Source organism: Streptomyces sp. CRN 30 (genome assembly GCF_034105845.1).
The window spans coordinates 17,255-28,203 of sequence record NZ_JAVRHI010000547.1 but is presented as its reverse complement, the minus strand read 5'-3'; the positions used below and the strand labels follow the sequence as shown (position 1 = coordinate 28,203).

The 10,949-nt window shown below is 72.7% G+C and carries 10 protein-coding genes and 2 pseudogenes; 3 read left to right on the top strand and 9 right to left on the bottom strand.

Annotation, left to right across the window (positions count from 1 at the left end; translation table 11 throughout):
* Together UW392_RS63450 and UW392_RS63445 are read right to left on the bottom strand one after the other, a co-directional pair.
* A pseudogene (locus tag UW392_RS63450) lies at window positions 1-1,353 on the bottom strand (glycoside hydrolase family 65 protein); the annotation flags it as partial.
* Window positions 1,354-1,358: 5 nt separating this feature from the next.
* A complete protein-coding gene (locus tag UW392_RS63445; protein ID WP_320784605.1) occupies window positions 1,359-2,270 on the bottom strand; it encodes a universal stress protein in 912 nt (303 codons plus the stop codon).
* Between the two features lie 227 nt (window positions 2,271-2,497).
* Between UW392_RS63445 and UW392_RS63440 the strand changes: the two genes are divergently transcribed.
* The 3 genes and pseudogenes from UW392_RS63440 to UW392_RS63430 all read left to right on the top strand — a co-directional run bounded on the left by UW392_RS63440 (window position 2,498) and on the right by UW392_RS63430 (window position 4,487).
* Window positions 2,498-2,986, top strand: a complete 489-nt coding sequence (locus UW392_RS63440) for a hydrogenase maturation protease (RefSeq protein ID WP_414497739.1) — start codon at window positions 2,498-2,500, stop codon at window positions 2,984-2,986.
* A 257-nt stretch (window positions 2,987-3,243) separates the two neighbouring features.
* Window positions 3,244-3,541 (top strand): annotated as a pseudogene (locus UW392_RS63435) (histidine kinase); the annotation flags it as partial.
* Between the two features lie 433 nt (window positions 3,542-3,974).
* Window positions 3,975-4,487, top strand: a complete 513-nt coding sequence (locus tag UW392_RS63430) for a flavodoxin domain-containing protein (protein ID WP_320784603.1) — start codon at window positions 3,975-3,977, stop codon at window positions 4,485-4,487.
* 26 nt (window positions 4,488-4,513) lie between these two features.
* Here UW392_RS63430 and UW392_RS63425 read toward each other — a convergent pair whose 3' ends face one another.
* The 7 genes from UW392_RS63425 to ppk2 all read right to left on the bottom strand — a co-directional run bounded on the left by UW392_RS63425 (window position 4,514) and on the right by ppk2 (window position 10,949).
* Window positions 4,514-4,882, bottom strand: a complete 369-nt coding sequence (locus UW392_RS63425; protein WP_320784602.1) for a hypothetical protein — start codon at window positions 4,880-4,882, stop codon at window positions 4,514-4,516.
* A gap of 366 nt (window positions 4,883-5,248) precedes the next feature.
* Window positions 5,249-5,824: an HXXEE domain-containing protein gene (locus UW392_RS63420; protein ID WP_320784601.1), complete on the bottom strand. Its 576-nt coding sequence runs from the start codon at window positions 5,822-5,824 to the stop codon at window positions 5,249-5,251.
* A gap of 104 nt (window positions 5,825-5,928) precedes the next feature.
* On the bottom strand, window positions 5,929-6,393 hold the full coding sequence (locus tag UW392_RS63415) for a cyclic nucleotide-binding domain-containing protein (protein ID WP_320784600.1): 465 nt from the start codon (window positions 6,391-6,393) through the stop codon (window positions 5,929-5,931).
* A gap of 111 nt (window positions 6,394-6,504) precedes the next feature.
* Window positions 6,505-6,726, bottom strand: coding sequence for a hypothetical protein (locus UW392_RS63410; protein ID WP_320784599.1), 222 nt, complete (start codon window positions 6,724-6,726; stop codon window positions 6,505-6,507).
* 478 nt (window positions 6,727-7,204) lie between these two features.
* A complete protein-coding gene (locus UW392_RS63405) occupies window positions 7,205-8,800 on the bottom strand; it encodes an ABC transporter permease (protein WP_320784598.1) in 1,596 nt (531 codons plus the stop codon).
* Complete coding sequence (locus UW392_RS63400) at window positions 8,797-9,795, bottom strand: ABC transporter ATP-binding protein (RefSeq protein WP_320784597.1); 999 nt, start codon at window positions 9,793-9,795, stop codon at window positions 8,797-8,799. Before UW392_RS63400 ends, UW392_RS63405 begins: the two co-directional genes overlap by 4 nt.
* 341 nt (window positions 9,796-10,136) lie before the next feature.
* The gene (gene ppk2, locus UW392_RS63395; protein WP_320784596.1) at window positions 10,137-10,949 is read right to left on the bottom strand and encodes a polyphosphate kinase 2; all 813 of its coding nucleotides are present in this window, start codon (window positions 10,947-10,949) and stop codon (window positions 10,137-10,139) included.

The following is a 10,949-nucleotide window of genomic DNA, read 5'->3' as shown; positions in this document are numbered from 1 at the left end:
GTGGTGCTGGAGGTGGGAGTGGTCGGGGAGCCAGCGGCCCGAGCGCGGGTTGAGGTGCAGTCGCTGGGTCTCCTCCCGGCCGTCGCTGCCGCTCTGCCACGGGTAGAGGGCGCCGCGCCGGCCGAGGGCGCGGGCCGCCGCCCTGGCCCGGTCGAGCCGGCGGTGGCGGTAGCGCAGCAGGCCCCGGGAGACCTCGGGGAAGTGCAGGTTGAGGTAGGGCAGGACGAACAGCTCGTCCCAGAAGACGTGCCCGCGGTACGCCTCCCCGTGCAGGCCGCGGGCCGGGACACCGACGTCGAGGTCGGCGGTGTGCGGGGAGAGGGTCTGCAACACGTGGAAGAGGTGCAGGCGCAGGATGGCGCCCGCCTCGCCGGGCACGTCCAGTTCGGCGCGGCGCCACAGCTGGTCCCAGGCCGTCAGGTGCCTCTCCAGCAGTTCGTCAAAGCCGGGTGCGGTGGCGACCCGGTCGATCGCCGCGCGCAGCGGGTCGCTGATCGCCGGGTCGCGTGAGGTGTGCAGGGCAACCGTCTTGTCGACGACGGCGGTGCGGCCGGGTGCCAGTGACAGGCGTACGCGCTGGACGGCACGGTCGGTGTCCTCGCCCGTGTCCCCCGCCACGTCCCCGGCACGGACCGCGTCGGCTCCGCCGGTGCCCAGCCGTCCCGCCATACCGATACGGATGTCCGAGGTACGGGTGCGGCAGCGCAGCCACACCGTGTCCGGCGCGACCGCGCCGGTGTGCACGTGGGTCAGGTGGCGACCGTCCAGTGTGCGGTAGCGCGCGACTCCGGCGTTGGTCACGCCACCGTCCAGTGCCGCCTCCACCTCCAGTTCACCGGCGAACCCGTCGGCCGTGAACTCGGTGCGCAAGGCTGCCAGATGAGGGTCTCCCATGTGCGCCAGCCGCTGCTGACGCACCAGCAGCGACCGTCCCGCACCGAGGGCGTACCGCGTCCGGCGCTCCAGCAGCCCCGAGGCGAGGTGCAGTGTCTGCTCGTGCTCGACGACCGGATCGGTGTCCGGTGCGAGCCAGTGGCCACCCCGCCGACGGAAGCGCAGGGGCAGCCAGTTCGGCAGATTGACCATGTCTTCGTTATCGACGTGCTCGACATGCTCGACGGTGCCGATGTTCTCGGTCTTCTCGGCGTCTGCGGCCTTCCTTCCCGCGACGGACGAAGTCAGCCGGTTGTAGCAGCCGGCCACGTACGTGCCCGGGTAGTGCACGCCGTCCGCGGCACACTCGGGCAGCGCGCCGCGGGTGGCGAAGTACCCGTTGCCGAGCGTGCACAGTGATTCCCGCAGTCGCTCCTCGGCGGGGTCGTACCCGCGGTACTCCCATGTCCAGCCGGTCACTTCCGTCACTGCGGCTCTCCTCGCGAGGGGGATGAGGCCCCCTGGTCGCGGTGCGGCACCACTGCCACCGGGCACTGGGCGTGGTGCAGCAGTGTGTGGCTCACCCGGCCGAGTTGGAGGCCGAAGTGGCCCGGACGGCGTAGTGCGCCGACGACGACCAGGTCCGCGGCGGCCGAGCGGTCCACCAGCACCTTGCGGGCCGGTCCCTCGACCGTGGCGCGGCGGACCCGGACGCCGGGGTGGTCGGCCGCCACGTCGGCCAGCGCCTTGTCGAGCAGCACGGAAGCCTGTTCCTCGTGGTAGCGGGCCGGTGCCTCGGCCAGCGCCGGGTCGTCGCTGCCCTCGTGGGCGGGGCACCGCCAGGCCCGTACGGCGTCGACCGTGCTGTGCCGTTCCTCCGCCGCGCGGAAGGCGAACCGCACGGCCTCCTCGCCCGCCGCGGAGACGCCCACGCCGAGCAGGACGCGCTCGTGCTGCCCGGAGAGGGCGACGCGGTCACCGCGGACCACGACCACTGGGCACAGGGACCGGGCCGCGACGGCCAGACTCACCGAGCCCAGGAGCAGACCCGCCAGCTCACCCCGTCCGCGCACTCCGGTGACCACGACGGAGGCGTGCTCGCCCTCGCGCAGGAGGACGTCGGCCGCCTCGGCGGAAACGATGTCGGCCGTCACCCGCACGCCCGGCGAGCGGCGCCCGGCCCGTTCGGCCGCCGTGGCGATGATGTGCTCCGCCGTCACTTGTTTCGCCGGACGGCGCGTGCCGTGCGACGCTGTGTCGTTCTCGTGGCGTTCCCACATCGACGCGTGGACGAGCCGGAGGGGCGAGCCCCGGCGGACCGCCTCGTCCACCGCCCAGTCGACCGCCAGCAGACTGGGATCGGATCCGTCGATTCCCACCACCAGGGGGCGTTCCATCGTTCCCACCGCCTTTCGCCGGTACGTGCGCGGTACGTGTGAGAGTGCGCGGAGGACCCGTGCCCCCACCGTGCCACAGGCGGGGCGCCGGCACGAGGGCCCCGAACGGCCGTGAAGCGGGGCCGCCCGGCCCCTGGCGGACACGGGCAGCGAGGACGAGTCTCGGCTCGGCGGGGGCGTACCGGAGGGCGTGGTCGGACATGGCGGAGAGGACAGCCGGCCCACACGTGGTGATCATCGGTGTGGGCAACGAGTTCCGTCACGACGACGGGGTCGGGTGGGCCGTGCTCGCACGCCTGGCCGAGCCGGAAGCCGGCGGCGCGTTGCCCCGGGGGACGGTCCTGCGGACCTGCGACGGCGATCCGGGGCGGCTGCTGGGGCTCTGGGAGGGTGCCGACCTGTGCGTGGTCCTGGACGCCGCCGAGGGACGTCCGCCCCGTCCCGGCCGGGTGCACCTGCTCACCCTCGACCGCACCGGCCCGGCACCGTCACGAGCGACCAGTTCCCACGGTCTGGGTCTCGGCGAGGCCGTCGAACTCTCCCGCGCCCTGCACCGGCTGCCCGGCCGGCTCGTGGTGTACGCCGTCGAGGGCGCCGACACGAGTCCCGGCATCGGCCTGTCACCCGAGGTGGCGGCGCGGGTGGATGCCCTCGCCCGGCTGGTGCTGGACGAGGTGGCGGCGTTCCACGCCGGCACGAGCGGGGAACGGCAGTGACGCCGGGCGCCATGACAGTGCCGTTCGGCCCCGGTCCGGACCCCAGGCATCCGGCGACGGTCGGCAGGAGCAGGCGGACGCATGTCGAAGGGCGGTGTCAAGTCCCTTGGCAGGGAGGACCCGCTGCGGTTGCGGCTCGACATCCGGGACCCCCGCCTCGGCTGCGCACCCTGGTCGTCGTCGTGGAACCCGGGGACAGGCCGGCCTTCGACGCGGCGACAGCGGTCCGCCGGGTGGAGTCCGCGCTGCGGAAACTGAAGCGCGGCGGGCACCGGCTCGACGAGGACGAAGAGGCGGTGCCGGCGCCGCCGGCCGTGGCGGCGGGCGTCGCCCTCGACAACGCCCGGCTCCACGAGGAGTCCCGGCTCCGCGAGCGTCGGCACCAGGTGAACGCGGAGATCACCCACACCTTGACGTCCGGCGCCGTCCGGCGCCGATCAGGGCGGGGTGCTGCCGCTGATCGCCGCACGGGCCGGCGAGATGACCGCGTCCGCGCTGAGCGTGGTGGCCCTGCCGGTGAGCGGCACGGACACCCTCGCCGTAGAACTCGCGATCGTGAGGCCGCGGCGAGCCGCGTGACGACGTCCTCGCGGTCACGTCTCTCCTCGATCATCCGGATCACAACCGGCATCAGTCCCGCGCGCGATGCAGCCGGTTCGGCACGGACTTCAGGTCCGGGCCCGCGAGCGGTCACCGAGGCCCGCACCCGCCATGACCGGCACTTCGCCCAGCCAACCGCCGGCCGCCCCGCCACCTGTCGTTCCGGCCGGGGAAGGCCGGGGAAGGCCGGGGGAGGCCGGGGAAGGCCGGGGGAGGAGGAGGGACCTGTGGCCCTGGCCCGTCCTCACCGCCCGTACGACACTGCGGACACGGGCACACACATCGTCATGGTGCCAGCGGTGGAACCGCCGGCACCATGACGGCCGACCGCCTGCGCCGCACGTACGGAGGGGCGACGGAGGAGAGCCAGGTGAGGTGAGGTGAGGTCGTGGAGATACTGGTCGGTCATGCGAGCGCGCACGGTTCCACCGCCGAGATAGCCGAGCACATCGCGTCGGTCCTGCGCGGTGCGGGCCTCGCGGCCAGGGCGCGGCCCATGGCGGAGGTCGACGACGCCGACGGCTACGGGGCGTTCGTCCTGGGCAGTGCCGTCCACGGCCAGAGCTGGCTCGCCCCGGCCACCGCGTTCGTACGGGACAATCTCGCCGTTCTGGCCGCACGACCGGTGTGGATCTTCAGCGTGGGCATGCCGGGCGCGCTGCGCGGTCCGTGGAAACGCATGGCGTCGGCGGAGATCCCGGTGATCGAGAAAGGGCTGCCCGCCGGGCTGCGGCCCCGCGGTCACCGGCTGTTCTCCGGTGTCATCACCGCCGGCCAGCTTCCGCTGGCGGGACGGCTGCGCTTCCACCTGCTGGGCGGCCGGTTCGGTGACTACCGTGACTGGCCCGCCATCGACGCGTGGACGACCGAGATCGCCGGCCGGCTGCTTCCGGGACGATGAACGGTCTCCGCCGGCCGGCGGAGCGGTCAGGGCACGTTGTTCTGGAACATGAGCAGAAGGTCACTGGCCTTGAACCGGCCGGCGGTCCCTCCGATACGGATGGTCAGGGTGTTGCTGCCGGGCTTGAGGACACCACCCGCGACGGCGGCGTATAGCGGCCGTACCAGGTCGGCGCCGGACGGCCCGTAGGTGAGGACCTTGGTGCCGTTCAGCAGGACGTCCGCCTTCAACGCCTGGGTGGCGGTGGTGTCGACCATGATCATCAGCACGGCCGACTGCTGCACGGCTGCTGAGGAAGGCAGTGAGAAGGCGAAGTCCTGATCGATGTCGCCACCGATCGTTCGGTTGAAACCGGTCTTCGACACGACGACGTAGTCGCCGACGGTGCTCGCCATGTTCCCTCCCTGGCGAATCGCTGGACTTGCTACAGCCCCTGTACCGTCGTACGGGCATCATCGGCGCACAAGGCTCTCGATCGGACAAGCCGGGGACGGCCGCGGCGGCCGGCCGGTGTAGCGCTGGGCCTCGTGTGGCCGTGGTGACCGCTACGCGGCCCGGTAGCACGACGCCCGACGGTGTTCTCGTCCGCCCCGAGGCGGGCCGGGACTGCGCACAGTGCGAACGGGCACGCCCCCGGCGCACGCGGATGGCCGGAAGAGCCGGTGGACCACCGGGCAGCGCTGCCATAACGTCTGCCCCGTGCCGGTGTGGCAGGCGCCGACGGCAGCTTCCATGGATCCTTGCCCGGCGCCTGGCACGAGTCATCGCGGCGACCGCCGCTGAGAGGCCGCACTACCCGCGTGCCGACGGCGTCCACGCGGACGCGTCGACCTGTCGAGCAGCCTGTACACCAGGGTATGAATACCCAGGAGCACGGGCATGCCGGCCGCGGCGACGGCCAGCGACGCGCGGTCCACGTCCGCGATGCCCTCCGCGGCGAGTTCCTCGCGTGCCCAGAGCCAGTACGGGATGACAATGGTCGGGGCGGTGAGGAGACCGGACACGTACTGCCGCGCCGCCCCCGCCATGGCCAGATGGCCGAACCCGTGCAGGCCGAACGCCAGCAGCACGCCACGGAAGACGGGCGACCGGCCCCCGGACCGCACGCCGTCGGCGGCGGCTGCTCCCATGACCGAAGCCATCACCGCCATGCCCGTGAGCAGGTGCTGCCGTGAGATGCCCGCTCGGCGCAGCTCATCGGGGATCGGGAAGAACTCCGGCAGCCTGGGCAGCACCTCCCTGCTGCTGCGCCGCATGGTGCACAGCTCCTCGACATCGCTGAGCGCCCACGTCGCGAAGAGCCCGACGCTGACCTTCGTCGTCCGGGTGACCACCACTCTCACCTCCATAGGATTCGGGTCCGGCACCCTGCGGTCGCCATGGACGAGCGTCCCCGTCCTGGACCGGCCCCTCGACAACGCCGGACCCCGGCGCCCGGCCTTCACCACCGGCTGCCGCTGCCGCTGCCGTAGGGGGCGAACAGGTCGAGCAGGCGCACACGTGTCGCGTGCAGCCGGTGGGCGATCACATCGCCGACCCAGACGGCCATCGCGCGGCCGAAAGAGGCGTCTTCGGCACACATGCCCCTGACGGCCCGCGCGTCGAACTCCCATGCCCTGACCGGGCTCATGGCCTCGCCGCCGAGGTGCCAGCGACAAGGCGGGAAGTGCCAGGACCAGCCGACCAGTTCGCCGTGGCCCAGGGTGTCGACGACGGCGGCCCGCCGGCCCGGCACCCGCAGGTCAAGCGTGACCGTGCCGGTGCGTACGATCCAGAACCGGTCGGCCCGTCGGCCTTCCTCGAACAGACGCGTTCCCGCTTCGAAGGACACCTCGCGTGCGAGCCTCATCAGGCGCTCACGGTGTCCGGTTTCGAGGGCCGCGGCCAGCGTCTTGGTGGATGTCATCACCTTCACCCCCATCGTTGTCCCGCCTCCTGAGGTGCCGGCGTGGTGGTATCCCGCGCGGCACCCCAGAGAGCCGTGGGACGTCGCCCCGGAGGAAGGGCGCCCGCCCGGTCAGTCGCGGTAGGACCGGTGATCGTCGTGCTTGCCGATGTAGTGCCGCCGCTCGACGACCTCGTTCTCGCCCGGGCGAAGCACGGCACCCGGCGTGGACATGAAGGCGACAAGCCCCAGAATGCCGGCGGTCATCAGGACCAGGCCCACGATGATCGAGCTGTACCCGAACACCAGACAGGCGCCGATCACCGTCGCACCGATCAGCAGGAGCGGAATCATGGCCGAACCTCCCTCGTGTGCCCGCGCCGGCCGCCGTGCACCTGGTGCCAACCGGTTGCCGGACGTGTCCTTTGGTCCATCGTCCAGCGGGCGGGGGAGCAGGACCAGGGGCTGGTCGGTGCATACGGGCAGGGACGAACGGGCCCTTCCCGAGCCGTGAGTGTCGACGACCTGTCCCTGACCCTGCCGCTCAGGACGGCGACCCCGCCGCCGGCATCGGTCCGGACGGCGTCCATGGGCGTCCGGGACAGATACGAGACGCGCGGCCTCGGGCAGGTCGGCTCCGGAGACGGCGCCGGCTACCCGGCCCCTGCGGGTGGCGGCCACGGGTCCCGCCGGCCGTTGCGGAGGAGCTTGGTCCCGGCATCGTACGGACCGCCCGGGGAACCTCGGCCCGCCACCCCTGCACCCGACGTCCTCGCCCCGAGACACTCGACGCCACCTCACGTCACCCCACTTCATCTCATGTCACCTCATGTCATCCCACGTCGCGTCCGCGGAAGCCCGCCTGGCCGACGGCCGTGAGACCGGCCGCGAGCAGGGTGAGGACCAGGAGGGGGACGACCGTGAACTCCTCGGCGGGCAGGTGCGGGACGTGCTCGAACGGGGAGAGGCCGGTCACCCGCTCTGGCAGGCCGAGGACCTCTCCGAGCAGCCCGGCCAGCAGGCACAGAGCGAACAGTGCCCAGGCACCGACGACCGCGCGGGGGAGCAGCCCGTACAGCGCCGTCGCGAGACCGGCCAGGACCCACAGCGCGGGCGCGTACGCGAGCGCGGCACCCAGCAGCCGTGGGATCTGACCGGCGTCCCGGCTGACGGCCGCGTACGTGACACCCGTGCCCAGGCCCGCCGAGACGAGCACCACGACGCTGCCGCCCATGGCCACCATCAGGTGGCTGCCGACCCAGCGGCGGCGTGACACCGGGGTGGCCAGCACCGGCTCGGCCCGCAGAGCGGTCTCCTCGCCGCGCGGGAGAAGCGCGGACTGCACGGCGAAGCCGGCTCCCAGCAGAGCGACCGTGAGAAGGGAACGGCTGAGGTAGGCGTCGGTGAGATCGGCACCGCCGTACCCGGTGATGATGTCCCGCATGGTGTCGTTGTCGCTGACGAAGTCCTCGACGTCGTCGGCGACCCAGCCGTACGCGGCTCCGGCCAGGAACACGGCGCAGCTCCAGCCGAGGAGAGCGCCCCGTTGCAGGCGCCGGGCCAGCCCCAGCGGGCGGCCGAGAGCCGGGGCCGCACGCTCCGGGCCCGGCCGGGGCGCCACCAGGCCGGCTCCCAGGTCCCGCCGGCCCGCGAGGACGGCCGCCACGACTACGGTGGCGACTGCGCAGCCCGCGGCGATCAGCAGCGGCCACCAGCGTTCACCGGCGTACGGCCGGGCCTTCTGCACCCAGCCCAGGGGCGACAGCCACGAGACCGTGCCGTCCCCGATATCACCCACCGCCCGCAGGAGGAACGCCAGACCCAGCAGGGCACCGGCGCCGCCGTGCACCACCCGGGTGTTCTCGCTGATCTGCGCGAGGACCGTGGTGGCGCCGGCGAAGACGAGCCCCAGGGCACAGAAGGAGGCGCCGAAGACGGCCGACCCCGAGACGGGCAGGTCCATGGCGATCAGACCGGCCGTGAGGAGAACGCCGACGACGACGTTCATGGCGACGGCCACGATCAGCGCGGCGGCGGCGTTCGCGTGCCGTCCGACCGCCATGGAGCGTACGAGTTCGGCACGGCCCGCCTCCTCCTCGCCGCGGGTCTGGCGGCCGACCGTGAACAGGGTCATCAGCGCGACCAGCACCAGCCCGAGGGAGCCTGTCTGGAACGCCACCTCGCCGCCCAGGGTGTCCAAGGCCAGCGGAGGTCCGTTGAAGGCGATCGACGCGGCGTTGTCCTCGCTGGCGCGGGCCGCCACGTCGAGGTCGTGCTGGGTGGGGTAGAGCCCCTTGACACTCGCCGCCGTCAGCAGCACCAGCAGCGGCACCGCCGTCGTCCAGACAGCGACGCGCACGCGCTCACGGCGCAGGACGAAGCCGGCGAGGACACGGGTCCCGGTCAGCTGGAGCGGCCACGCGGTCACGGCCCGGCTCCGTCCCGGGCGGTTCCCTCCGGATGCCTCCCCGGCGGACGGCGTTCCCCGGCCGGGTCGTCACCGTAGTGGCGGAGGAAGAGTTCCTCCAGCGTGGGCGGTCTGCTGACCAGGGTCCGGATACGGAAACCCGTGAGGTGGCGTACGGCCTCGTCGAGACGGCCGGTGTCGACATCGAACCGGGCCCGGTGACCGTCGGTCCGCACCCCGTGCACACCGGGCAGCGCGTCGACACCCGTGAGCGGCCGGGCGGTCTCGACCTCGACCGACGTACGGGTGAGGTGGCGCAGTTCGGCCAGGGTCCCGCTCTCGACCGTGCGCCCGGAGCGGATGATGTCGACCCGGTCGCACAGTGCCTCGACCTCGGCCAGGACGTGGCTCGACAGCAGCACCGTGCGCCCCTCGGCCTTCGCCTCGCGCACGCACCGTTGGAACACGGTCTCCATCAGCGGGTCGAGTCCGGAGGTCGGTTCGTCGAGGATCAGCAGTTCGGCCCGCGACGCGAGTGCCGCGACCAGTCCGACCTTCTGCCGGTTGCCCTTCGAATAGGTACGGGCCCGTTTGCCGGGGTCGAGTTCGAACCGGTCCAGCAGTTCGTCCCGGCGGTCCCGGTCCAGGTCGCCGCGCAGCCGTCCGAAGACGTCGATGATCTCGCCCCCGGTCAGCCTCGGCCACAGGCTGACGTCCCCGGGCACGTAGGCCATCCGGCGGTGCAGCGCGACCGCGTCGTCCCAGGGGTCGCCGCCCAGCACCGTGACCCGGCCCGCGTCGGGCCTGAGCAGGCCGAGCAGCACACGGATGGTGGTGGTCTTGCCCGCGCCGTTGGGCCCCAGGAAACCGTGGACCTCGCCCCTGGCCACCGTCAGGTCCAGACGGTCCAGGGCGCGCGTGCGGCCGAACGTCTTGACCAGGCCGGAGACGGCGATGGCCGTGGAGCGGTCGTGCCCGTCGGCCGAGCCGTCCTCCGGGTTGGATACGGCGGGCATGGTCACCTCCCGAGTCGCTCGGCCACGACTCTCCCGGCAACGCGGGGTTCCCGACAGGGGCCGAACGTCCCGCGACACGGGGGAAGCCGGCCGGACGGTGCCCAGTGACCGGCCACGGCCGCGGGTGCGCGGACGGGGGGCCCGGCCGTGCGGGCCCGGCTCCGCATGGCGGACGACGGGCCTCCGCGGGTCGCCGCTCTCCTGGTCTTAGTCCGGGTGCCGGCGGCCTTGCCACCGCGGCGGCTGTCCGCGCCGCGCGCCGTCGTCTCGCACCGTACGGTGACCAACACGTTGGCGCGGGCACCGAAGGCGCGACCGGGCCCGCTCTTCCCCGGGTCAGGTCACAGACCCGCCGCGTGGTCCGGGATGTAGGTGCGCAGGTGCCGGGGCGGACGTACGTAGCCGGTCGACGGGGGACGGTCCGGGAGCCGCAGGGCCGGGGGCGGTACGTCGTGGTAGGGCACCGAGCCCAGCAGGTGAGCGATCATGTTGAGGCGGGCCCGCCGTTTGTCGTCGCTCTCGACGACGTACCAGGGCGCCTCCGGAATGTCGGTGTCCGCCATCATCTCGTCCTTGGCCCGCGAGTAGGCCTCCCAACGGGTGATCGACTCCAGGTCCATGGGCGACAGCTTCCAGCGCCGCACCGGGTCCTCGGCCCGTCGGTGGAAGCGCCGCTGCTGCTCGGCGTCGCTCACCGAGAACCAGTACTTGCGCAGCAGGATCCCGTCCTCCACCAGCATCCGTTCGAAGACGGGGCAGTGCCGCAGGAAGAGCCGGTGTTCCCGTGCGGTGCAGAAGCCCATGACGTGCTCGACACCGGCCCGGTTGTACCAGCTGCGGTCGAACAGCACGATCTCCCCGCCGGCGGGCAACTGCTCGGCGTACCTCTGGAAGTACCACTGGGTGCGCTCCCGCTCGGTCGGCGTGGGCAGCGCCGCGATCCGGGCCACGCGCGGATTGAGGTGCTCGGCGATGCGCTTGATCGTGCCGCCCTTGCCGGCTGCGTCCCGCCCCTCGAAGACCACGACCAGACGGATACCCTCCGCCCGCACCCACTCCTGCAGCTTGACCAGTTCCGTCTGCAACCGCAGCAGTTCGCGCTCGTACGTCCTGCGCGGCAGCGCCGCCGCGTTCCCGTCCGTCGTACCGCCCAT

Excerpts from the sequence above, each read along its gene's own strand:
- UW392_RS63425 (WP_320784602.1), bottom strand. The coding sequence starts at position 4,882 with ATGGCGAGCACCGTCGGCGACTACGTCGTCGTGTCGAAGACCGGTTTC.
- UW392_RS63415 (WP_320784600.1), bottom strand. The coding sequence starts at position 6,393 with ATGACATCCACCAAGACGCTGGCCGCGGCCCTCGAAACCGGACACCGT.
- ppk2 (WP_320784596.1), bottom strand. The coding sequence starts at position 10,949 with ATGGGCGGTACGACGGACGGGAACGCGGCGGCGCTGCCGCGCAGGACG.
- UW392_RS63400 (WP_320784597.1), bottom strand. The coding sequence starts at position 9,795 with ATGCCCGCCGTATCCAACCCGGAGGACGGCTCGGCCGACGGGCACGAC.
- UW392_RS63410 (WP_320784599.1), bottom strand. The coding sequence starts at position 6,726 with ATGATTCCGCTCCTGCTGATCGGTGCGACGGTGATCGGCGCCTGTCTG.
- UW392_RS63445 (WP_320784605.1), bottom strand. The coding sequence starts at position 2,270 with ATGGAACGCCCCCTGGTGGTGGGAATCGACGGATCCGATCCCAGTCTG.